General features: G+C 72.7%; 17 protein-coding genes. 3 read left to right on the top strand and 14 right to left on the bottom strand.

Annotated features, from left to right (window positions below):
• Position 1: 1 nt before the first annotated feature.
• Genes galK through galT form a run of 3 tightly spaced genes read right to left on the bottom strand, consistent with a single transcriptional unit; the run spans position 2 to position 3,188 of the window.
• Positions 2-1,168: a galactokinase gene (gene galK, locus ABZ490_RS19700; protein ID WP_358991544.1), complete on the bottom strand. Its 1,167-nt coding sequence runs from the start codon at positions 1,166-1,168 to the stop codon at positions 2-4.
• Entirely contained in the window at positions 1,168-2,130 is a 963-nt protein-coding gene (galE, locus tag ABZ490_RS19695; protein ID WP_358991541.1) for a UDP-glucose 4-epimerase GalE, read from the bottom strand. Before galE ends, galK begins: the two co-directional genes overlap by 1 nt.
• On the bottom strand, positions 2,127-3,188 hold the full coding sequence (gene galT / locus ABZ490_RS19690) for a galactose-1-phosphate uridylyltransferase (protein ID WP_358991538.1): 1,062 nt from the start codon (positions 3,186-3,188) through the stop codon (positions 2,127-2,129). The genes galE and galT overlap by 4 nt, the downstream gene beginning before the upstream one ends.
• Positions 3,189-3,309: 121 nt before the next feature.
• On the opposite strand from galT, the gene ABZ490_RS19685 reads away from it, so the two are divergent.
• Together ABZ490_RS19685 and ABZ490_RS19680 are read left to right on the top strand one after the other, a co-directional pair.
• Positions 3,310-4,998, top strand: a complete 1,689-nt coding sequence (locus tag ABZ490_RS19685) for a sodium:solute symporter family protein (protein WP_358991535.1) — start codon at positions 3,310-3,312, stop codon at positions 4,996-4,998.
• Positions 4,999-5,035: 37 nt separating this feature from the next.
• On the top strand, positions 5,036-5,404 hold the full coding sequence (locus ABZ490_RS19680; RefSeq protein ID WP_358991532.1) for a hypothetical protein: 369 nt from the start codon (positions 5,036-5,038) through the stop codon (positions 5,402-5,404).
• A 4-nt stretch (positions 5,405-5,408) separates the two neighbouring features.
• Here the strand turns inward: ABZ490_RS19680 and ABZ490_RS19675 are convergent, their stop codons facing one another.
• The 9 genes from ABZ490_RS19675 to ABZ490_RS19635 form a co-directional block, all read right to left on the bottom strand.
• On the bottom strand, positions 5,409-6,335 hold the full coding sequence (locus ABZ490_RS19675; protein WP_358991529.1) for a dihydrodipicolinate synthase family protein: 927 nt from the start codon (positions 6,333-6,335) through the stop codon (positions 5,409-5,411).
• Positions 6,332-7,348, bottom strand: coding sequence for an ABC transporter ATP-binding protein (locus tag ABZ490_RS19670; RefSeq protein WP_358991526.1), 1,017 nt, complete (start codon positions 7,346-7,348; stop codon positions 6,332-6,334). Before ABZ490_RS19670 ends, ABZ490_RS19675 begins: the two co-directional genes overlap by 4 nt.
• Positions 7,345-9,309 carry a dipeptide/oligopeptide/nickel ABC transporter permease/ATP-binding protein gene (locus ABZ490_RS19665; protein WP_358991523.1) on the bottom strand — a complete coding sequence of 655 codons (1,965 nt, stop codon included), beginning with the start codon at positions 9,307-9,309 and terminating at the stop codon, positions 7,345-7,347. Before ABZ490_RS19665 ends, ABZ490_RS19670 begins: the two co-directional genes overlap by 4 nt.
• Complete coding sequence (locus tag ABZ490_RS19660) at positions 9,309-10,265, bottom strand: ABC transporter permease (RefSeq protein WP_358991520.1); 957 nt, start codon at positions 10,263-10,265, stop codon at positions 9,309-9,311. Before ABZ490_RS19660 ends, ABZ490_RS19665 begins: the two co-directional genes overlap by 1 nt.
• A 4-nt stretch (positions 10,266-10,269) precedes the next feature.
• Positions 10,270-11,865 carry an ABC transporter substrate-binding protein gene (locus tag ABZ490_RS19655; RefSeq protein WP_358991517.1) on the bottom strand — a complete coding sequence of 532 codons (1,596 nt, stop codon included), beginning with the start codon at positions 11,863-11,865 and terminating at the stop codon, positions 10,270-10,272.
• A 699-nt stretch (positions 11,866-12,564) separates the two neighbouring features.
• Positions 12,565-13,266, bottom strand: a complete 702-nt coding sequence (locus tag ABZ490_RS19650) for a response regulator transcription factor (protein ID WP_358991514.1) — start codon at positions 13,264-13,266, stop codon at positions 12,565-12,567.
• 258 nt (positions 13,267-13,524) lie between these two features.
• On the bottom strand, positions 13,525-15,636 hold the full coding sequence (locus ABZ490_RS19645; protein ID WP_358991511.1) for a PQQ-binding-like beta-propeller repeat protein: 2,112 nt from the start codon (positions 15,634-15,636) through the stop codon (positions 13,525-13,527).
• An 82-nt stretch (positions 15,637-15,718) separates the two neighbouring features.
• Positions 15,719-17,440: a PQQ-binding-like beta-propeller repeat protein gene (locus ABZ490_RS19640; protein WP_358991508.1), complete on the bottom strand. Its 1,722-nt coding sequence runs from the start codon at positions 17,438-17,440 to the stop codon at positions 15,719-15,721.
• A 169-nt stretch (positions 17,441-17,609) separates the two neighbouring features.
• On the bottom strand, positions 17,610-19,418 hold the full coding sequence (locus tag ABZ490_RS19635) for an ABC-F family ATP-binding cassette domain-containing protein (protein WP_358991505.1): 1,809 nt from the start codon (positions 19,416-19,418) through the stop codon (positions 17,610-17,612).
• Between the two features lie 157 nt (positions 19,419-19,575).
• Between ABZ490_RS19635 and ABZ490_RS19630 the strand changes: the two genes are divergently transcribed.
• Positions 19,576-20,169 (top strand): Uma2 family endonuclease, encoded by a 594-nt coding sequence (locus ABZ490_RS19630; protein ID WP_358991502.1) that lies wholly within the window; start codon positions 19,576-19,578, stop codon positions 20,167-20,169.
• A gap of 8 nt (positions 20,170-20,177) precedes the next feature.
• Here the strand turns inward: ABZ490_RS19630 and ABZ490_RS19625 are convergent, their stop codons facing one another.
• Together ABZ490_RS19625 and rsmA are read right to left on the bottom strand one after the other, a co-directional pair.
• The gene (locus ABZ490_RS19625) at positions 20,178-21,074 is read right to left on the bottom strand and encodes a 4-(cytidine 5'-diphospho)-2-C-methyl-D-erythritol kinase (protein WP_358991499.1); all 897 of its coding nucleotides are present in this window, start codon (positions 21,072-21,074) and stop codon (positions 20,178-20,180) included.
• Complete coding sequence (rsmA, locus tag ABZ490_RS19620) at positions 21,071-21,982, bottom strand: 16S rRNA (adenine(1518)-N(6)/adenine(1519)-N(6))-dimethyltransferase RsmA (RefSeq protein ID WP_358991496.1); 912 nt, start codon at positions 21,980-21,982, stop codon at positions 21,071-21,073. The genes ABZ490_RS19625 and rsmA overlap by 4 nt, the downstream gene beginning before the upstream one ends.
• Between the last annotated feature and the right edge of the window lie 7 nt (positions 21,983-21,989).

The raw sequence follows: 21,989 nt of genomic DNA, 5'->3' as shown, positions 1-21,989 counted from the left end.
GTCAGATCAGGCGGCGCGCTCCCGGCGACGGGACCGCCTCGAAGACGCGGGGAGCGGTGTGGCCGGCCGCCGCGAAGGCCTCCTCGATCGCCTTGGTGAGGGTGTCGACCTCGGTGGCGTCGGTGAGGACGATCGCGGAGCCGCCGAAGCCGCCGCCGGTCATCCGGGCGCCGAGGGCGCCATGGGCGACGGCGGTGTCGACGACCAGGTCCAGCTCGGGGCAGGAGACCCGGAAGTCGTCGCGCAGGGAGGCGTGGCCCTCGGTGAGGACCGGGCCGACGGCGCGGGTGTCCCCGGCCTCCAGCAGGGCGACCGTGCGTTCGACGCGGGCGTCCTCGGTGACGACGTGGCGGACCAGGCGGCGGACCTCCTCCTCGTCGCCGAGCCGGGCGAGGGCCTCGTCCAGGTCGGCGAAGGGGATGTCCCGCAGCGCGTCGACGCCGAGCAGGGCGGCGCCCTTCTCGCAGCCCTCGCGCCGCTTGCCGTACTCGCCGGTGCTGTGGGAGTGCTTGACCTGGGTGTCCACGACCAGCAGCCGCATCCCCTCGGCCGCGAGGTCGAGCGGGATCTGCTTCTGGGAGAGGTCGCGGGTGTCGAGGAAGAGGGCGTGGCCCTCCTCGCAGCAGGCCGAGGCCGTCTGGTCCATGATCCCGGTGGGGGCGCCGACGTAGACGTTCTCCGCGCGCTGGCACAGGCGGGCGAGCTGCCAGCGCTGGAGGCCCAGTTCGTAGAGGTCGTTCAGGGCGAGGGCCACGACGACCTCGATCGCCGCCGACGAGGAGAGGCCCGCGCCGGTCGGGACCGTCGAGGTCAGATGGATGTCGGCGCCGGTGACCGGGTGGCCGGCCTCGCGCAGCGCCCAGACGACCCCGGCCGGGTACGCCGTCCAGTTCGCGTCGGACTCCGGGACGAGGTCGTCGAGGCGGAGCTCGGCGACGCCGCCCTCGATGTCGGAGGAGTGCAGGCGCAGGACGCCGTCCGCGCGGCGGGAGACCGCGGCGAGCGCCTGGTGGGGCAGCGCGAAGGGCATCACGAAGCCGTCGTTGTAGTCGGTGTGCTCACCGATGAGGTTGACGCGGCCGGGCGCGGCCCACACCCCGTCGGGCTCGGCGCCGTACAGCCCGGCGAACGCCTCACGCACTTCCTGTGCCGCCACTGCTGCCCCCACTACTGCTCCCTTGCGATGTGCTGCGCGAACTCCCAGGCGTCCGCGACGATTCCGGCGAGGTCCGCGCGGGACGGGTTCCAGCCCAGCCGTTCGCGGGCGGTGGCCGCGGAGGCGACCAGGACGGCCGGGTCGCCGCCCCGGCGGGGGGCCACGATCTCGGGGATCGGGTGACCGGTGACCTCGCGGACGGTCTCGATGACCTCGCGGACCGAGAAGCCGTTGCCGTTGCCCAGGTTGCAGATGAGGTGCTCGCCCGGGGTGGCGGCGGCGACGGCGAGGAGGTGGGCCTCGGCGAGGTCGGCGACGTGGATGTAGTCGCGCACGCAGGTGCCGTCGGTGGTCGGGTAGTCGTCGCCGTAGACGGAGATGGCCTCGCGGCGGCCCTGGGCGACCTGGAGGACGAGCGGGATGAGGTGCGACTCGGGGTCGTGGCGCTCGCCGTGCGCCCCGTACGCGCCCGCGACGTTGAAGTACCGCAGGGAGACCGCGCCCAGGCCGTGCGCCGCGGCCTCGCCGGTGATCATGTGGTCGACGGCGAGCTTGGTGGCCCCGTAGGGGTTGGTGGGCTTCGTCGGCGCGGTCTCGACGATCGGGACCTGCTCGGGCTCGCCGTAGGTGGCGGCGGTGGAGGAGAAGACGAGCTTGCGCACGCCGGCCTCGCGCATGGCGGCGAGCAGGGCCATGGTGCCGCCGACGTTGTTGTCCCAGTACTTCTCGGGCTTCACGACGGACTCGCCGACCTGCGAGGACGCGGCGAAGTGCAGCACGGCGTCGAAGGAGGCGTCGAGCCACTTGGCGGCGTCGCGGATGTCGCCCTCGACGAAGGCGGCTCCGGCGGGGACGCCCTCGCGGAAGCCGGTGGAGAGGTTGTCGAGGACGACGACCTCGTGCCCCGCCTCCAGCAGGTGCTGGGCGACGACGCCGCCGACGTAGCCGGCCCCTCCGGTCACCAGGTACTTCATGAACTCGCTACCTCTCGCAGTCGCTCGGCCGCGCGCTCCGGTGGCACGTCGTTGATGAAGACGTTCATGCCGGATTCGGAGCCCGCGAGGAACTTCAGCTTGCCGGACGTCCGGCGGATGGTGAAAAGCTCGAGGTGGAGCGCGAAGTCGTCGCGGTTGACGCCGTCGAACTCCTCCAGCGCGCCGAACGGCGCCTGGTGCCAGGCGGCGATGTAGGGCGTGGGCGGTTCACCTTCACCGAAGATACGGTCGAAGCGCCTCAAGAGTTCCAGGTAGACCTGGGGGAACTCTGTGCGGGCCTCCTCGTCGAGCGCGAGCAGGTCGGGCACCCGCCGCCTGGGGTACAGGTGCACCTCGTACGGCCAGTGCGCCGCGTACGGCACGAAGGCGACCCAGTGTTCACCCTCCAGGACGACCCGCTCGCCGGCGAGTTCACGCTCGAGCACGGCGTCGAAGAGGTTCTCCCCGCCGGTGGCCTCCTTGTGCGCGGCGACCGAACGCAGCATCAGGGCGGTGCGGGGGGTGGTGAACGGGTAGGCGTAGATCTGCCCGTGCGGGTGACCCAGGGTCACACCGATCTCGGCACCCCGGTTCTCGAAGCAGAACACCTGGTCGACGGAGGGCAGATGCGACAGCTCGGAGGTCCGGTCCGTCCAGGCGTCGAGGACGAGACGCGCCTGCTCCTCGGTGAGGTCGGCGAAGGACGCGTTGTGGTCGGAGGTGAAGCAGACCACCTCGCACCGCCCGGAGTCGCCGGCCAGCGAGGGGAAGCGGTTCTCGAAGACGACGGCGTCGTACGACGAGTCCGGGATCTCGCTGAGCCGGTCGCCCTGGGAGGGACACAGGGGGCATTCGTCGGCCGGCGGGTGGTAGGTGCGCCCCTGCCGGTGGGAGGCGATCGCGACCGAGTCGCCCAGCAGCGGGTCCCGGCGTACCTCCGAAGTGGTGACCGTGGGATCCAGCGGGCGCCGGTCCACCGCGTCGCGCACCGAGTCGTCCTTCAGGTCGTAGTAGATCAGCTCACGACCGTCGGCCAGCCGGGTCGAGGTCTTCTTCACCGCGACTCTCCATTGCCAAGTAAGTACTCATCAAACAGAACCGAACACATAGAAACATAAACACGCGCGGGAAGTAACCCCCCACAACCAAACAAAGACCACCAGACAAGGTGAGCTACGGATGCAGACCCCCACAGACTCCGTGCGGCTGGCAGCCGAGCTGCGGCTCCCCACGAACGCGCTCGACTACACGATCCTCGGCATCTACTTCGTCGTCGTCCTCGGCATCGGCCTCGCCGCCCGCAAGTCGGTGAGGACCAGCCTCGACTTCTTCCTCTCCGGGCGCTCGCTGCCCGCCTGGATCACCGGCCTCGCGTTCATCTCGGCCAACCTCGCCGCCACCGAGATCCTCGGCATGGCCGCGAACAGCGCCCAGTACGGCGCCTACACCGTGCACTGGTACTGGATCGGCGCCATCCCCGCGATGGTGTTCCTGGGTCTGGTGATGATGCCGTTCTACTACGGCAGCAAGGTCCGCTCGGTGCCCGAGTTCCTGCTGCTGCGCTTCGACCGCGGCGCCCATCTGCTCAGCTCGGCCCTCTTCGCCTTCGCCGCGATCCTCATCGCGGGCGTCAACCTCTACGCGCTGGCGATCGTCGTCGAGGCCCTGCTGGGCTGGCCGCAGTGGGTGGCCATCGTGGTCGCGGGCTTCTTCGTCCTCGCGTACATCACCCTGGGCGGCCTGTCCTCGGCGATCTACAACGAGGTGCTCCAGTTCTTCGTGATCCTGGCCGCGCTGATCCCGCTGTCCGTGCTCGGCCTGAAGCGGGTCGGCGGCTGGGACGGCCTCACCGACAAGCTGACCGCGACCCACGGGGAGAACTTCACCACCGCCTGGGGCGGCACCGGCATCGGCAGCGCGAACCCGCTGGGCGCGAACTGGCTCACCATCGTGCTCGGCCTCGGCTTCGTCCTCTCCTTCGGCTACTGGACGACGAACTTCGCCGAGGTCCAGCGCGCCCTGTCCGCGAAGAACCTCTCCGCGGCCCAGCGCACCCCGCTCATCGCGGCGTACCCCAAGATCTTCATCGTCTTCCTGGTGATGATCCCCGGGCTGGTCGCGGCGGCCCTGATCCCGGGCTTCGGCACCGACAGGTCGGGCTACCAGTACAACGACGCGATCCCGTTCCTGATGGTGGAGCTGCTGCCCAACGGCGTGCTCGGCATCGCGGTGACCGGGCTGCTCGCGGCGTTCATGGCCGGCATGGCGGCCAACGTGTCCTCCTTCAACACGGTGTTCACCACCGACATCTGGGCGAAGTACGTGGTGCGCGGCCGCGAGGACGCCTACTACGTCCGCTTCGGCCGGCTGATCACCGCGATCGGGGTCGCCGCCTCGGTCGGGACGGCCTTCCTGGCCTCGTCCTTCTCCAACATCATGAGCTACCTCCAGACGCTGTTCTCCTTCTTCAACGTCCCCATGTTCGTGGTCTTCATCATCGGGATGTTCTGGAAGCGGGCGTCGATGAAGTCGGGCTTCTGGGGCCTGCTCGCCGGCACCACCGCGGCGATGGTCAACTACTTCGTCCTCTACAAGCAGGACGTCATCGGCATCCCCACCGACCAGGGCGCGAACTTCGTCTCCGCGATCGCCGGATTCGTCGCGGGGGCGGTCGTCATGGTGGCGGTCTCGCTGTTCACCGCGCCCAAGCCCGACGAGGAGCTCCAGGGCCTGGTCTACGGCACCCGCTCCCCCGGCATGGCCGAACCCCCGGCGGCCGGCGACGACGCCTGGTACCGCAGGCCCGCGCTGCTGGGCTGGGGGGCCGTGATCCTGGCGGCGGCCTGCTACATCCCGTTCTCGTTCTGAGCCCGCGAGCGGGAGACCGCGGGAGACTGGAGAGACCATGTCCGAGCACTTCGAACCCGAGGAACGCCACGAGGCCGCCGAGCGGCTGCGGCGCGCCGGGTACTCCGAGGCCGAGCTCCAGCGCGAGATCACCGAGCTGGAGCAGCAGTCGACGACCGCGGCCCGCCTCTTCGACCTGCGCCGCATCATCGGCGGCCTGTTCGTCCTGTACGGCGTCATCCTCACGCTGACCGGCCTGACCGACAGCGACGCCGAGATCGACAAGGCCCAGGGCATCAACATCAACCTCTGGACCGGCCTCGGGATGCTGGCCCTCGGCGTCTTCTTCCTGGTGTGGCTGTGGCTGCGCCCGGCGTCGGCCCCGGCCCCGCCGCTGCCGGCACCGGGGGACACACCCTCCGAGTGAGGCGCTAGAGGAGCCCCGCCGCCGCCAGGAACTTGGCCACTCCCTCGGTCTCCTCGGGGGACAGCGGGATCTGGGGCTCGGCCGTCGCGGGGCAGTCGATGACACCGCGCAGATGCAGGGCCGTCTTGAACGCGCCCAGGGCCGCCGAGCCCGCGCCCATCCGGGCCGGGTCGGCGACGGACACCATGCCGAACAGGGCGTACAGCCGCTCCTGTTCGGCCCGCGCCCCCTCCGGGTCGCCCGCCCGGCACCGGCGCACCAGCCGGACGTACCCGTGCGGGTCCACGTTGGCCAGACCGGGTACCGCGCCGTCCGCGCCCAGCGCCAGCGCCGCGTCGACCAGCAGCTCGGAGCCGGTGAGGACGCCGAAGCCGGGCAGGTCGCGGGCGCCGGCGGCGACCTCGCGGAAGCCGGCCAGATCGCCGCTGGAGTCCTTCAGACCGGCCAGCACGCCCTCGGAGGCCAGCTCCAGGACGAGTGCGGCGGGCAGCTTGGTGTGCACGGCGACCGGGATGTCGTAGGCGATCACCGGGAGGCCGCCGCGCTCGGCGAGAAGCCGGTAGTGGCGGGCGATCTCGGCGGGGTGGGTGCGGGTGTAGAACGGCGCGGTGACGACGACCGCGTCCGCGCCCGCCGCCTCCGCCGCCGCGACGTGGTCCAGCACCCGGGACGTGGTCATGTCGACGGCGCCGGCCAGGACGGGCACCCGGCCCGCCACGTGCCCGACGACGGTCTCGGTGACCAGCCGGCGCTGCCGGTCGGTGAGGAACGCGACCTCCGAGGTGGAGCCGAGCACGAACAGCCCGTCCACTCCGCCCTCCAGGAGGTGGTCGACGAGCCGGCACAGCGAGGGGACGTCCACCTCGCGGTCCGGGGTCAGGGGGGTGCAGACCGGCGGGATCACTCCGGCGGGCGGGGCGGGCAGGGTCATCGCAGCTCCCTGGGCAGGCTCTCGCGTACGAGGTCGTCGGTCGACTCGTTCTCCTGCACAGGATGGTGGCAGCGGTAGCGGTGTCCGGGCGACGACGCGGCCGAGAACCCGGGCATCTCTCGCACGCACACGGCGTCCGCCCGCCAGCAGCGGGTGCGGAACGGGCAGCCGCTCGGCGGCCGGGTCGCCGACGGCACCGGGCCGGTCAGCGGGATCGGGACGAGCGGGCGCAGCAGGCTGGGCGTGGCGGAGAACAGGGCGCGGGTGTACGGGTGCCGGGCCTCGCCGGTGATCCGGCCGGCCGGGGCCTCCTCGACGATCCGGCCGAGGTACATGGTGATCACCCGGTCGCTCATCCGCCGGACGGTCTGGATGTCGTGGGAGACGAACACCAGGGCGAGACCGAGGCGTTCGCGCAGGTCGAGCAGGAGGTTGAGGATCTGGGCGCGGACGGAGACGTCGAGGGCGCTGGTGGGTTCGTCGGCGACGAGCAGCGCGGGGTCGAGGGCGAGCGCGCGGGCGACGGCGACGCGCTGGCGCTGGCCGCCGGAGAGCTGTCCGGGCAGCGCGTCGGCGAGGGCCGCGGGCAGCCCGACGAGGGCCATCAGCTCACGCACGCGTGCCTCGCGTTCGGCGGTGCCGCCGCGCCGGTGGACGTCCATCGGGTCGCGCAGGATCCGCCGTACGGTCAGCCGGCGGTTGAGGGCGGTCGAGGAGTCCTGGAAGACCATGCCGGTGCCCGCGCCGACCGTGACGCGGCGTTCGCCGGCGGGCATCGCCCACAGGTCGCGGCCCCCGAGGAGGACCGTGCCGGAGGTGGGCCGCCGGATGCCCACGAGCACCTGGGCCAGCGTCGACTTCCCGCATCCCGACTCGCCGACCACGCCGACCGCCTCCCCGGGCGCGACGGTGAGATCGGCGCCGGTGAGCGCGTACAGCGGGTCCCGGCCGAAGGGGCCGCCCCGGGCCCGGTGCACGACGTGCGCGTCCCGCAGCTCCACCACGGCGGTCATGACACGGCCTCGCTCTCCGGCTCGGGGGTGGGTTCCACGGCGGGGTGGTGACAGGCGACGGCGTGGAAGGGGCCGGGGCCGGCCGCGCCCCCGGGGTGGGGCGCGGCCGGGCGCAGGGGCGGGGTGGCGAGGCAGACCGTCGTGGCGGTCGGGCAGCGGTCGGCGAAGCGGCAGCCCGGCGGGAAGTCCGCGGGCGCCGGTACGACGCCGGCGATCCGGGTCAGCCGGGTGTCGGCGGACTCCAGGGAGAGGACGCCGGCGAGCAGGCCGCGGGTGTAGGGGTGGGCCGGGGCCGCGAGCAGATCGGGCGTCGGGCCGGTCTCCACGATCCGCCCGCCGTACATCACCGCGACCCGGTCGGTGACCTCGGCGACGAGGGCGAGGTCGTGCGAGACGAGGACGAGCGCGAAGCCCCGTTCCGCGCGCAGCCTCAGCAGCAGTTCCATGATCTGGGCCTGCACGGTGACGTCGAGGGCGGTGGTGGGCTCGTCGGCGACGATCAGGGAGGGGTCGCGGGAGAGGGCCATGGCGAGGAGGACGCGCTGGCGCTGTCCGCCGGAGAGTTCGTGCGGCCGGCTGCGCAGGGTGCGCGCCGGGTCGAGGCCGACCATGGCCAGCAGGTCCTCGGGGGTACGGCGGCCCCCGCGCCGGACGAGCTGGCCGAGCTGGGCGCGGACGGTCATCGCCGGGTTGAGCGCGGACAGCGCGTCCTGGTGGACCATCGCCATCTCGTGGCCGAGGAGCCGGCGCCGGGCCCGGGGCGACCGGGTGAGCAGGTCCCGGCCCTGGAAGAGGATCCGGCCGCGCACGCGCGCGTGCCGCGGCTGGAGGCCCATGACGGTGAGCGCGGTCAGCGACTTGCCGCTGCCGGACTCGCCGACCAGGCCCAGCACCTCGCCGGGGTACACCGCGAAGCCCACCCCGTCGACGACGTCCACGCCGCGGTGCCGGTCGGGGAAGCCGACCGCGAGGTCCTCCACCTCCAGTACGGGCCCGGCGCCGCGGTCCACCGGGGGCCGGGCGCGGGCGCGCAGCCGCCGGGCGGCGTCGGCGAGCCCGGGCAGCGGGTGTACCGCGGCGCCGGGCGCCGCCGGGTCCGCCGTCGCGGCGCGGTCCTCCGGTGCGGTGGTCATGGTCGTGGTCGTGGTCGTGCGGCGGGCCGCCGGGGCCGCCCAGGCGTCGGAGACGCCCTCCGACAGGAGGGTGAGCGCCAGGACGGTGACCAGCATCAGCAGTCCGGGGAAGACGGTCGCCCACCAGCCGCCGGTCAGCACCATGGAGCGGCCGTCGGCGATGACGCTGCCCCAGGACGGGTCCGGGGGCCGTACGCCCGCGCCGACGAAGGACAGCGAGGCCTCGAAGACGATCGCGTCGGCGACCTGGACCGTGCAGAACACGAGCACCGGTGCCGCGCAGTTGACCGCGACGTGCCGCAGCACGATGTGCGGGGTGCGGGCGCCGAGGAGGCGTTCGGCCGTCACATAGTCCTCGCCGTACTGGTCGAGGACGTCGGCGCGGACGAGGCGGGCCACCGCCGGGGTGAACAGGAAGGCGATCGCGCAGGTCAGGACGGTGATGCCGCCGCCGAAGACGGCGACGAGCACGGCGGCCAGGGCGATGCCCGGGAAGGCCATCACCACGTCCAGGGCCCGCATCAGCGTCTCGTCGACCCGCCGCCGGGAGGTCGCGGCGAGTGCCCCGAGGAACGCGCCGGCGGCCAGGGCGAGCGCGGTGGCGCCGAGCCCGATCGCGAGGGACCAGCGGGCGCCGTACAGGAGTCTGCTGAGGATGTCCCGGCCGAGGCTGTCCTGGCCCATCCAGTGGGTGGCGGAGGGGTGTCCGGTGCCGTCGACGGGGTCCTGCTGGTCGAGCGGGTCGTACGGGGCGAGGAGCGGGGCCAGGACGGCGGCGAGGGCGACGGCCGTCAGGAAGCCGACGGCGAGGCGGGCGCGGGTGGGCATCAGGCCGCCCTCAGACGTGGGTTGACGAGGAGGTGGAGGAGGTCGATGAGGAGGTTGACGACGACGAAGCCGGTGGCGGTGGTGAGGACGACGCCCTGGACGACGGCCGGGTCGCCGTTCTGCACGGCGTCGATCATCAGTTTGCCCATGCCGGGCAGGGCGAAGACGGTCTCGATGACGACGGCGCCGCCGAGCAGGTGACCGACGCGCAGCCCGAGCACGGTCAGCGGGTTCGTCAGGGCGTTGCGCAGCACGTTGCGGCCGACGACCACGCGGGGCGGGAGCCCGGCGCCGATCGCGGTGCGGACGTAGTCCTTGTCCAGTTCCTCCACCACCGAGGTCCGGACGATCCGGGTGAGCTGGGCCGCCACCGGCAGGGACAGGGCGAGCGCGGGCAGCGCCAGCGCGCGCAGCCAGCCGGTGAGGGAGTCGGCGGGGTTGACGTACCCGCCGGCCGGGAACCAGCCCCGGCCCACGGCCAGGTACTGGATCATCAGCAGCGCCAGCCAGAACCCGGGCGCGGCCACCCCGACCAGGGAGAGGACCCGGATGGCCTGGTCGGGGAAGCAGTCGCGGTACACGGCGGCCGCGATCCCGCCGGTCAGGGCGAGGACGACGGCGAGGGAGAGGCCGAGGAGGGTCAGCTGGAGGGTGAGCGGCAGCGCGGTGGCGATCTGGTCGGCGACCCGGGCGCCGGTGAGGGCGCTGGTGCCGAGGTCGCCGTGGAGGAGGTCGCCGACGAAGTGGACGTACCGCACGGGCAGCGGGTCGAGAAGTCCGTTGCGTGCGCGGAAGTCGTGCAGCTGGCGCGGGGTGGGGTCGGCGCCCTGGAAGAAGGCGGAGGCGGGGTCGGCGTCGGAGAACCGCATCAGCACGAACACGAACAGCGCGACGCCGAGCAGCAGTGGCACCAGGAGGGCGACGCGGCGCAGCAGGATCCGCAGGACGGCCGTCATGCCGTCAGGCCCATCCGGCCTGGAGGAGGTTGAGGCCGGGGTAGGGCTGGGCGGGGACGCCGGTGAGCCGGCGCGGGTCCCAGGCGGTCATCAGTTCGTTGTGGACGACCGGGTAGAGGACGGCCTGTTCGGCGACGGTGTCGAGACAGTCGCCGAGCAGCGCGGTCCTGCGGGGCGGGTCGGGTTCGCGGGTGGCGCGGTCCAGGGCGGCGAACAGGCGCCGGGCGACGGGGTGGTCCGCCCAGCGGGCGTAGCGCGTCCACTGGTTGTGGGGGCCGTAGGTGTGGCGGAGGATCAGGTCGGCGTCGAGGCCGAACTGGTTGGCGTTGGAGGCGGCGGCGACCACCTGGTAGTCCCTCCTCTGGTCCAGCTTGGTGAAGACGGCCGTGGTCTCCTGCGGGGCGAGGGTCGTCTCGACGCCGATCGCGTCCCAGGACGCCTTGACGGTGGGCAGGCAGTCGAGGACCCAGCTCACGTTCACGGCGAGCAGTTCGACCTTCAGCCGGTGCACGCCGGCGGCCCGCAGCAGGGCACGCGCGCGTGCGGGGTCGTGGTGGTAGACGGTGCGCGCGGGGCGGTGGGCGGGGTTGCCCTCGTCCAGGAAGGACGTGGCCGGTCTGCCGTGCCCCTTGAGGGCGACGTCGACGATCCGCTCGGCGTCGACGGCGAAGTGCAGCGCCTGGCGTACGCGTACGTCGTCGAAGGGGCGGTGGCGGGTGTTGAACATCAGGAACAGGTTGTTCATGCCGGAGGCGCCCGCGACGGTGAGGCCGCGGCGCCGGAGCCAGGGGACGTGGGCGTAGGGGATGTTGTCGGCGATCTGCGCGCCGGCGCTCACGCCGGAGATGCGGGCGACGCGGGAGGCGGCGTCGACGATCGTCAGCCAGTTCATCCTCCGGAAGGCGGGTGGGCGGGGGCCGTTGTAGGCGGCGAACGCCTCGAAGGCGGTGTTCGACTTCGGGTGGTGGGCGGTCAGCCGGTACGGTCCGGAGCCGACCGCGAGTCCCCGGACCGCGTCGTCCCAGGCGCCGGGCCGGGCGAAGACGTGCCGGGGCATGATCTTGGCGAGGGTGAGGCGGGGGAGGCCGTCGGGGAAGGGGAAGCGGAGGTGGAGTTCCACGGTGCGGGTGTCGACCGTGCGGACGCCGGCGAGCCAGGTCGTGAAGAAGCCCCGGGCGAGGGTGTCGGTGCCGGGGTCCAGGATCCGTTCGTAGACGAAGGCGACGTCGTCGGCGGTGACGGGGCTGCCGTCGTGGAAGAGGGCGCCGGGCCGGAGCGTGAACCGCCAGACGGTGGCCGCGGGGTCCTCGGGCAGCTGTGTCGCGAGGGCGGGGTAGGGGGCGCGGGTGACCGGGTCGGTGTCGACGAGCCCCTCGTAGAGGTGGGCGTTCGCGGCCGTCGCGAAGGCGGACGCCGTGCGGGTGGGGTCCCAGCTGCCGTCGTTGCCGTAGCCGATCACCGCGGTGAGGGTGCGGTCGGGGCCGTCGGCGCCGGTGTCGTTGGTGGAGGGCGGCCCGCCGCAGGCCGCGAGGGCGGCGGACAGGGCGGCGGTGCCCGTCAGGAACGCCCGGCGGCCGGGCACCGCGGTGTCGTGGTCCACGATGCGTCCCCTTTGTCTCCTTGACCGTCGCGACCCTAGGAAGGGTGCGCGGGGACGGTCAAGGAGGGCCACGGAGCCCCACACGAATGGCGCAACCGCAGACCAGGGACGACTGACGGGCGCGGCGGGTTGGGCGGGGGCCGGGTGGGGCTGAGGGCCGGGCGCGGGCGGGGCTGGGCGGGGGCCGGGCGGGGCTGGGGGCCGGGCACGGCTGGGGGCGGACATGGCCGAGGGCCGGGCTCGGCTACGGACCCGGCTCGGCCGAGAGCCAGGCACGGCTACGGACCCGGCTCGGCCGAGAGCCAGGCACGGCTACGGACCCGGCTCGGCCGAGAGCCAGGCACGGCTACGGACCCGGCTCGGCTACGGACCGGGCGTGGCTGGGGCCCGACGCAGCCGAGGGCCCGGCATAACCGAGGGCCCGGCATAACCGAGGGCCCGGCATAACCGAGGGCCCGGCGCGGCTAAGGACCGGGCATGGCTGGGGCCCGGCGCAGCCGAGGGCCGGGCACGGCCGGGGGGCCGGCACGGTTACGGACCAGGCACGGCCGAGAGCCGGACGCGGCCGAGAGCCGGACGCGGCCGAGGGCCAGGCACGGTTACGGACCAGGCATGGCTGGGGGCCGGCTCGGCCGGGGCCCGGCGCGGCTACGGACCGGGCGGGGCTGGGGGTCCGGCGCGGTCGAGGGTCCGGCGGGGCTAAGGTGCATCGTCGGGGTCTGTGCGGGTGAGGGTCAAGGGGCCCGCGCGGTCGAGGAGGCCGGTGCGGGCGGCCAGGGCCGCTGCCTCCAGGCGGGAGCCGACGCCGAGTTTCATGAGGACGCGCTGGACATGGGTGCGGGCCGTGGAGGGGGCGATGCCCATGCCGGCCGCGATGAGCCGGGTGTCCTCGCCGTCGGCGACCCGGACCAGGACCTCGACCTCGCGCGGGGTGAGCATCTGAAGGAGCCGCTGCCCTTCGTCGTCCGGCTGCGCGGCGGGGTTGAGGAGTTCACCGAAGGCGCCCTGGAGGAGCTGCGGGGCGACCGCGGCCTCCCCCGCCCTCGCCTTCATGATGGCCCGCTCGACGCCCTCGATGCGCTCGTCGTGGCGCACATAGCCGGAGGCGCCCGCGGCGAACGCGGCGGCGATGCCCCGGGGGCTGGGCACCGGCCCGAGGACCAGGACCGCCACCTGCGGGCGCTCCCGCTTGATCCGGACCACCGGGTCGAAGATGCCCGGCTCGGCCGGGGCCGCCGTCCCGAGCAGACACACCTCCGGCGCCCGGGTGATCACCAGCTCCGCCGCCCCCGCGGCGGGCGCCGCCGCGGCGAGCACCCGGTGCCCCCGCAGCTTCAGCGCCGAGGCCAGCGCCTCGGCGAGCAGTCGGTGGTCGTCGACCACCATCAGCCGCACTCCCATCGGCAACCCCCCAGTCCCCCCACGGAACACAACAAGACGGAACACAACAGAACTGTCACAACAGACAAAAGGTGCCCCCCGGCACCCCGTCCTTCATGCCCCCGGAAGCTACACGCTTGTTCGACGTTGCGCTCCCCCTACCGGCGAGAAGTGCCCCGGATCGTCGAAATTCCTCGCATTCGAGGGTGATGAGCGGTAAGTGCACGGCCCCACCCCTGAGCAGGGGCGGGGCCGTGCGTCCGGGCGGGCCGCAACGGCTCAGCCGGAGGTGCCGAACGCGATCGCCAGGTACCCCTTGTCGCCGCCGGTGCCGGCGTCGGCGTAGGTGGCCGCCAGATACATCCGGCCGTCGGCGTACAGGATCTCCGAGTACTCGGGGGACATGTCGCTCTCCATCTCCCGGGCGTCCTCGGAGTCCGTGTTCTCCAGCAGCGTGGTCTCCTTGAACGAGCCGCCGTCGATGCTGACGACCTGTCCGCCCTTGTCGTACGGCGGCTCCTTGTAGGCGAGCACGTTGCCGCCGTCCATCCGCAGCGGGAAGAGCGTGTAGTCGGTGCCGGAGTCGGCGCGCTGACCGGTCTGCCTGCCGGTGGCGAGGTCGAAGGCGACGATCGAGTTGCCGCGGGCGCCGTCGCCGTTGTCGTCGCGCTCCTCGGTCGCGACGTACAGCCGGTCGTTGCCGACGGTCAGGCCCGTGCAGGCCTCGGGCGTGTCGATGCTGTCGCACTCGGCCGCGTACTCGTCGCCCGGCGCGGAGATCCGGGTGCGCAGCTCGCCGGTCTTGTTGTCGATGGAGAAGAAGTCCGAGATGCCGCTGCCGTCACCGGCGTTGTCGCCGACGTCGGCGGCCACGACCAGCGGGTCCGTCGAGACCACGCCCGCGTACTCGATGTCGGTGGCCATCTTGTACTCGGAGATCACCTTCCCGGAGGCGGGGTCGATGGTCTGGATGTGCAGCTGCGGCGCGTCGTACGCACCGCACTTGCGCACGGCGACCAGCTTGGCGCCGCCGCCGTAGCCCGCGTCGTAGCAGGTGTCGGAGGTCTTGGGCGCCCAGAGCACCTTGCCGCTCGCGATGTCGAAGGCGGCGCCGCCGTCGGTGCTGCCCACGGCGACCGTGTTCGCGCTGACCGTGACGTTGTCGAAGTCGATCGGGGCGTCACCGGAGTCGACCGTCTTCGTCCACAGCTGTTTGCCGGCGTTCAGGTCGATCGCCGCGACCTGGGTGCAGCCGGCCGTGGAGTCCTTCGGGGGCATCTTCGGCTGGAAGACGACCGCGGTGCGGCCGTCGTCGTTGGTCTGCCGGCTGGCCGCGCACACCGGGCCGGGCAGCTTCACCGTCCACAGCCTCGTGCCCTTGTCGCGGTCGTAGCCGACGATCTCGGCGACCCCGCTCTTCACATACGCCGTGTCGGTCAGCCAGGAGCCGTCCACGGCCACGCTGTCGTCCTTGGCGACGGTGGGCATCGGCAGCTGGAAGAGGGCCTTGGCGCCCGGGTCGGAGGGCACCTTCTCGCTGCCCTTGGCGACCCCGCCCTTGTCGTCGCCGCCGGTGCCGCCGGTGCCGCCGGAGGTCGTGGGGCCGTCGTGTCCGCCGCCGCCGGAGGACTTCGAGTACCAGACGCCGCCACCGATGATCAGCGCGATCGCCGCGACCGCCGCGACGATGATCACCATCGAGGCGTTCATCCGCCGCTTCCCTGCCGGGGCGGCGGGCGGGTGCGACTGCATCGGCACGGTCATCGGCTGCCCGGGGTAGCCGTAGCCGGGCTGCTGCCCGTAGGGCCCCGGGGCCCCGTACGGGGAGGGCTGCTGGGGAGCGGCCCCGGGGTACCCGTAGCCCGGCTGGGGCTGCGGGGGCTGGGGCGCGGCGGCCGGGTAGCCGTAACCGGGCTGGGGCTGCGGGGGCTGGGGGGTGTGCGGGGCCTGCGGGGCCCCTGGGTACCCATAGCCAGGCTGGGGCTGGGGCGCGGCGGCCGGATAGCCGTAGCCCTGGGGCGGCTGCGGGGGCTGAGGAGCCTGCTGGGAGGGCTGGAGCGGCTGTGCACCCTGGTCTGCCTGGGCCTGCGCCTGGGCCGCCTCGGCGTTCTTCCTCAGCTGCTCCGCCATGGCCGCCTGGTGCGGCATGGGGCCGCCGGTCGGCCGGCTCAGCTGCGGCCCCTCGGGCGGGGCGGGCGGCGGCGCCGGCGGCCGGAACGGCGGGGCACCTTCGGGCGCGGGGGCCTGCGGTACGGCGTCCTGCGGCCCGGGCGGCTGCGGTACGGCGTCCTGCGGTGCCGCGTCCTGCGGCGGTTCGGGCGGGCCGAAGGCGCCCTGCTGCGGGGGCTGGTTCGGGGGCTGGTTCGGGGGTGGGGGCGGCGGCTGGGTCATGGTGTGGGATTCCTCGGCGGAGGCGGAACGCTCGGCGAAACGCTGGGGACGACGGGACGGAAAGGGCGTGGAGGGGATCCGCTCACTTGCCGTAGGCGAGCATCAACTTCTCCTTCCCGTCGTCCTCGCCGGTCAGCTGGGTGGAGGAGAGGTAGAGACGGCCGTCGGCCCAGGCGCGGTCGCCGCCCGAGAAGCCGTCCTCGAGGTCGACCGTGCCCGTGGGCATCTGGAGCAGCGTCGTCGGGGTGTGGGCGGATCCGGCCGTCGGGATCGACACCACCCGGCCGCCCGCGTCGGAGGACGGCTCGACGTACGCGACGAGCTTGCCGCTCTCGGTCGTCATCGGTGCCATCGGCTCGCCGGTGGGCGACTTCACGCGCCACTTCTCCTTGCCGGTGGCGAGGTCGATCGCGACGATCTCGTTGGCGGAGCCGCTCGCGTCGGTGGGCAGGTAGAGCGTGTCCGCGTCGACCGCCGTGCCGAGGCAGCCGGTGAGGTCGCTGTCGAAGAGCGCCCAGCCGCACTGCGGGTCGAAGTCCTCGTCGACCCCGACCTGCGAACGGAAGCTGCCGTCGGCCTTGAACGTCGAGATGTTCCAGCTGTTCTTGTCGTCGTTGGTGCTGTAGACGACGAGCGGGTCGAGGGAGTACACCCGCTCGACCTCCCAGCCCTTGTCGAGCTTGCGGGTCCACTTCGCCTTGCCGGTGGCCGGGTCCAGCTCCTGGAGCTCGACGTGCTCGTCGGCCTTCAGCGCGGCGCAGGACGCCACCATGACCAGCCGGGCCCCGCCCGCGAACGCCTTCGGGAAGCAGGAGTCGCCGTACTTCTCGATGTCGTAGAGCTTCTTGCCGGTGCGGGCGTCGTACGCCACCCCGGACTGCGAGCGGCCCACGACCAGCGTGTTGCCGGCGAGGGACAGCCCGAGGTCGCTGCCGACGCTGTCGAAGAGCCGCCCGTCCGCGACCTTGGCGGTCCAGCCCTTGGCGCCGGTGGCGAGGTCGATCTGCTGGAGCTGGTTGCACTGGGCGCGGTCGCTGACGCCGCTCATGTACGCGACGACGATCTTGTCGTCGGCGGTCCTGTCCTGGGTGACCGAGCAGATCTTCTGGGGGAACGTGACCGGGTCCCAGGCGGGCTTGCCGTCGCCCACGTCGTACGCGACGACCTCCTTGTACGCCGCCTTCGCCGCCACCTTCGAGGTGATCCACATGCCGGGTGCCTCGGCGCCGTCGGCGGGCGCGTCCGGTGCCTCCTTGTACCAGAGCACCTTGGCCTCGCCCGCCTTGCGGCCCTCGTTGAGGTCCTGCGGGTCGGTGCCGCCGTCGCCGCTGCCGTCCCCGGGGTTGACCGGGCTGTCGCTCGCGCCCTTGTGGTCCTCGCTCGCGTCGGCGACCGGCTTCCCGCCGTCGTCGCCGCCGCGGGTGACCGCGAACACGACCCCGCCGATCACCAGGAGCGCGGCGACCGCGGCGGCCACGACCATCGCGGGGCGCCCCTTGAAGGGGTTGCGCGAGCCGGGGCCGGGCGGTGGGGTGCCGGGGGCGCCGGGGAACTGGGGCGGGCCGGGGGGATAGCCGTAACCGGGCTGGGGCTGCTGGGCGTAGGGGCCGGGCTGCCCATAGGGCCCCGGCTGCCCGTACGGCCCCTGCGGCTGGGGCGGTCCGTACGGTCCCGGTGCGGCCGGCGGGCCGTAGGGCCCTGCCTGCTGCGGATAGCCGTACCCGGGCGCGCCCTGCGGCTGGGGCGGCATCTGCGGTGCTCCGAAACCGCCCTGCTGCGGCGGCTGATCAGGCGGCTGGGCCATCAGCGTGTTCCCCCTTGTCACTGATTTTTGGCCAGCCCTTTGTATCACCCGGCCCGGACACCAAATCGGGCCGGATCCACCCCTGTTCCCAAGGGAGGACCGGCCCGTGATGCCCTTGTTATGCGCCTTCACGCCCCCTTCACGGGGTCCACGCGCGCGCGTGTAAGTGCTACGCGTCCTCGGCGAGTTCCAGCCAGCGCAGCTCCAGGTCCTCCCGCTCCCCGGCCAGTCCGCGCAGCTCCGCGTCGAGTTCGGCGACCTTCGCGAAGTCGGTGGCGTTGTCGGCGATCCGGGCGTGCAGCTTGGCCTCGCGCTCCGAGATCTTGTCCAACTGGCGTTCGATCCGCTGGAGTTCCTTCTTGGCGGCGCGCTGGTCGGCGGCGCTCTTCTCGGTCGTGGCCGGCTTGGGCGCGGCCGCCGGGGCGGAGGCGGCCGCGGCCTCCTCCATGCGCGCCCGGCGCTCCAGGTACTCGTCGATGCCACGCGGCAGCATCCGCAGCGTGGCGTCGCCGAGGAGGGCGAACACCCGGTCGGTGGTGCGCTCGACGAAGAACCGGTCGTGGGAGATGACGATCATCGAGCCGGGCCAGCCGTCGAGGACGTCCTCCAGCTGGGTGAGGGTCTCGATGTCGAGGTCGTTGGTGGGCTCGTCGAGGAAGAGGACGTTCGGCTCGTCCATCAGCAGCCGCAGCAGCTGGAGCCGGCGCCGCTCACCGCCGGACAGGTCGCCGACCGGCGTCCACTGCTTCTCCTTGTTGAAGCCGAACGTCTCGCACAGCTGGCCCGCCGTCATCTCGCGCCCCTTGCCGAGGTCGACGCGCTCGCGCACCCGCTGGACGGCCTCCAGGACCCGCAGGTTCGGGTCGAGTTCGCCGACCTCCTGGGAGAGGTAGGCGAGCTTCACGGTCTTGCCGACGGCGACCCGGCCGCCCGCGGGCTGGGTCTCGCCCTCGGTGCGCCAGGCCTCGGCCATGGCGCGCAGCAGGGAGGTCTTGCCGGCGCCGTTGACGCCGACCAGGCCGATGCGGTCGCCGGGGCCGAGCTGCCAGGTGACGTGCTTGAGCAGCACCTTGGGTCCGGCCTGCACGGAGACGTCCTCGAGGTCGAAGACCGTCCTGCCGAGCCGCGAGGAGGCGAACTTCATCAGCTCGCTGCTGTCGCGGGGCGGTGGCACGTCCTTGATCAGCTCGTTGGCGGCCTCGACGCGGAAGCGCGGCTTCGAGGTGCGCGCGGGGGCGCCGCGCCGCAGCCAGGCCAGCTCCTTGCGGACCAGGTTCTGCCGCTTGACCTCCTCGGTCGCGGCGATCCGCTCCCGCTCCGCGCGCGCGAAGACGTAGTCGGAGTAGCCGCCCTCGTACTCGTGGACGTCACCGCGCTGGACGTCCCACATGCGCGTGCAGACCTGGTCGAGGAACCAGCGGTCGTGGGTGACGCACACGAGCGCCGAGCGGCGGGTGCGGAGGTGGTCGGCGAGCCAGGAGATGCCCTCGACGTCGAGGTGGTTCGTCGGCTCGTCGAGGACGATCATGTCCTGTTCCTCGATGAGCAGCTTGGCGAGCGCGATCCGGCGGCGCTCACCGCCGGAGAGCGGTCCGATGACGGTGTCGAGCCCCTGCGGGAACCCGGGCAGGTCGAGGCCGCCGAACAGGCCGGTCAGCACGTCCCTGACCTTGGCGTTGCCCGCCCACTCGTGGTCGGCCATGTCCCGGATGACCTCGTGCCGCACGGTCGCGGCCGGGTCGAGGGAGTCGTGCTGGGTGAGGACGCCCATGCGCAGCCCGCCCAAGTGGGTGACCCGCCCGGAGTCGGCCTCCTCCAGCTTGGCGAGCATCCGGATCAGGGTGGTCTTGCCGTCGCCGTTACGGCCCACGACCCCGATCCGGTCCCCTTCGGACACGCCGAGCGAGATGCCGTCGAGGAGGGTACGGGTGCCGTACACCTTGCTGACGTTCTCGACATTGACCAGGTTGACGGCCATTTCTCTCCTGCGCATGGGGGTCGGTCAGCCTTCTAGCGTAGGGCCTGCCGGGTGAGGGGCGGGGCGCGAGGGTGCTGTCACTCTTTGTAATGACGTGATCGGGAAAGGGCCGCTACCGTGGAGGGCAGGCGCCAGGATGCCGTCCATGGGAGGAACCATGACCGCCGAGCCCACCACCGAGCCGAAGTCGAGGTGGCGGATGCCCCCGCTGGACGGCTACACCGTGGACGACCTGTTCGACCTGCCCGACCTCCCGCCGCACACCCAGTTGATCGACGGGAGCCTGGTCCTTGTGAGCCCGCAGCGCTATTTCCACTTCCTCGTGATCGAACTGCTGATGAGGGGCTTGGGACGAACGCTGCCGTCGGAGTTGATGCTCCTGCGGGAGATGACTGTCGTGCTCGATGACCGGAATGCCCCGGAGCCGGACATCATGGTGGCTCGGGCCGATGCTCTCAAGGACCTGGATCAGAGCCGCTTCGAGGTTGCGGACGTTCTCCTCGCCATTGAGGTGGTTTCCCCGGAGTCGGAGTCCCGAGACCGCACGACGAAGCCGTTGAAGTACGCCAGGGCCGGAATCCCCCACTACTGGCGTGTCGAGCGGAACGGGAGCACGGACCAACCCGTCATCCACGTCTACGAACGCGACCAGCTCACCAAATCGTACGTACATATGGGCTTGCAGCGTGACCGGATCAAGGTTGCCGAGCCCTACGACATCGACATCGACCTCACTGTCACCAAGCCCTGAGAACACCCTCAGGGCGCTACCGTCGCCCCCGCCGCCGGAGCCGTCGCCACCCGCACCGTGCGGCAGGTGCCGGAGGCGCGCAGGGCCTCGGCCACCGTCTGAGCCGACCCCGGGTCACGGACAAGGAAGGCCGTCGTCGGGCCTGAGCCCGAGACCAGCGCCGCGAGCGCGCCCGCCCCGCGTCCCGCCGCCAGCGTGTCGGCCAGCTCGGGGAAGAGGGAGAGAGCGGCCGGCTGGAGGTCGTTGGAGACCGTCGCGGCGAGCGCGTCGGGGTCACCGGCCGCCAAAGCGTCGAGGAGGGCCTCGGAGGCGACCGGCTCCGGGATGTCCCGACCCTCGGCGAGACGGTCGAACTCACGGAACACGGCCGGCGTCGACAGCCCCCGCTCGGCCATCGCGAACACCCAGTGGAAGGTGCCGCCCACCTCCAGCGGCGTCAGCTTCTCGCCGCGCCCGGTGCCGAGGGCCGCCCCGCCGACCAGGCTGAACGGGACGTCGCTGCCCAGCTCGGCGCAGATGTCGAGGAGTTCACCACGGGGCGCCCCGATGCCCCACAGCGTGTCGCAGGCGAGCAGCGCGCCCGCGCCGTCCGCGCTGCCGCCCGCCATGCCGCCGGCCACCGGGATGTCCTTGGCGATGTGGACGTGGACGCGGGCGTCACGGTCGTACCGCTCGGCGAGGGCGAGCGCCGCGCGGGCCGCGAGGTTCGTCCGGTCCAGGGGGACCTGGGCGGCGTCCGGGCCCTCGCAGGTGACGCGGAGTGCGTCGGCCGGGGTGACGGTGACCTCGTCGTACAGGCCGACCGCCAGGAACACGTTCGCCAGGTCGTGGAAGCCGTCCGCGCGCGCGGCACCGACCGCGAGCTGGACGTTGACCTTGGCGGGCACGCGGACGGTGACGCTCACGCTGTGTTCTCCTGCTTGTTCTCGGCGACCTTGTGGGCGGCCTCGTCGGCGACCTTGTTCTCGGCGATGCGGGCGAATTCCTCGACGGTCAGCGACTCGCCGCGCGCCTGCGGGGACACCCCGGCCGCGACCAGCGCCGCCTCGGCCGCCGCCGCCGAACCCGCCCAGCCGGCGAGCGCCGCGCGCAGGGTCTTGCGCCGCTGGGCGAAGGCCGCGTCGACGACGGCGAACACCTCGGCCCTGGACGCCTCGGTCCTGACCGGCTCGGTGCGGCGGACGAGCGAGACGAGCCCGCTGTCGACGTTCGGGGCCGGCCAGAAGACGTTGCGGCCGATGGCACCGGCCCGCTTGACCTCGGCGTACCAGTTGGCCTTGACCGACGGGACGCCGTACACCTTCGAGCCGGGCGCGGCGGCGAGGCGGTCGGCGACCTCGGACTGGACCATCACGAGGGTGCGGTCGATGCTCGGGAAGGTGGCGAGCATGTGCAGCAGGACGGGCACGGCCACGTTGTAGGGGAGGTTCGCGACCAGCGCGGTCGGGGCCGGGCCGGGCAGCTCGGTGACGTGCATCGCGTCGGAGTGCACCAGCGCGAACCGGTCGGCGCGCTCCGGCATGCGCGCCGTGATCGTCGCGGGGAGCGCGCCGGCCAGGACGTCGTCGATCTCGACGGCGGTGACCCGGTCGGCGACCTCCAGCAACGCGAGGGTGAGGGAGCCGAGCCCCGGGCCGACCTCGACGACCACGTCGTCGGGGCGGACCTGGGCGGTGCGGACGATACGGCGGACCGTGTTCGCGTCGATCACGAAGTTCTGGCCGCGTTGCTTGGTGGGACGCACACCGAGGACCGCCGCGAGTTCACGGACGTCGGCGGGACCGAGGAGGGCGTCGGGGGTGGGGCTGCTCACGGGACAA

This window comes from Streptomyces sp. NPDC005811, from assembly GCF_040630405.1.
In the GTDB taxonomy this organism is placed as follows: Bacteria; Actinomycetota; Actinomycetes; order Streptomycetales; family Streptomycetaceae; genus Streptomyces.
This window is presented reverse-complemented; position numbering and strand designations above follow the sequence as displayed.

Excerpts from the sequence above, each read along its gene's own strand:
- ABZ490_RS19670 (WP_358991526.1), bottom strand. The coding sequence starts at position 7,348 with ATGACCGCCGTGGTGGAGCTGCGGGACGCGCACGTCGTGCACCGGGCC.
- ABZ490_RS19650 (WP_358991514.1), bottom strand. The coding sequence starts at position 13,266 with ATGGGAGTGCGGCTGATGGTGGTCGACGACCACCGACTGCTCGCCGAG.
- ABZ490_RS19635 (WP_358991505.1), bottom strand. The coding sequence starts at position 19,418 with ATGGCCGTCAACCTGGTCAATGTCGAGAACGTCAGCAAGGTGTACGGC.
- ABZ490_RS19630 (WP_358991502.1), top strand. The coding sequence starts at position 19,576 with ATGACCGCCGAGCCCACCACCGAGCCGAAGTCGAGGTGGCGGATGCCC.
- ABZ490_RS19685 (WP_358991535.1), top strand. The coding sequence starts at position 3,310 with ATGCAGACCCCCACAGACTCCGTGCGGCTGGCAGCCGAGCTGCGGCTC.
- ABZ490_RS19680 (WP_358991532.1), top strand. The coding sequence starts at position 5,036 with ATGTCCGAGCACTTCGAACCCGAGGAACGCCACGAGGCCGCCGAGCGG.
- ABZ490_RS19665 (WP_358991523.1), bottom strand. The coding sequence starts at position 9,309 with ATGCCCACCCGCGCCCGCCTCGCCGTCGGCTTCCTGACGGCCGTCGCC.
- ABZ490_RS19660 (WP_358991520.1), bottom strand. The coding sequence starts at position 10,265 with ATGACGGCCGTCCTGCGGATCCTGCTGCGCCGCGTCGCCCTCCTGGTG.
- ABZ490_RS19645 (WP_358991511.1), bottom strand. The coding sequence starts at position 15,636 with ATGACCCAGCCGCCGCCCCCACCCCCGAACCAGCCCCCGAACCAGCCC.
- ABZ490_RS19675 (WP_358991529.1), bottom strand. The coding sequence starts at position 6,335 with ATGACCCTGCCCGCCCCGCCCGCCGGAGTGATCCCGCCGGTCTGCACC.
- galE (WP_358991541.1), bottom strand. The coding sequence starts at position 2,130 with ATGAAGTACCTGGTGACCGGAGGGGCCGGCTACGTCGGCGGCGTCGTC.
- ABZ490_RS19640 (WP_358991508.1), bottom strand. The coding sequence starts at position 17,440 with ATGGCCCAGCCGCCTGATCAGCCGCCGCAGCAGGGCGGTTTCGGAGCA.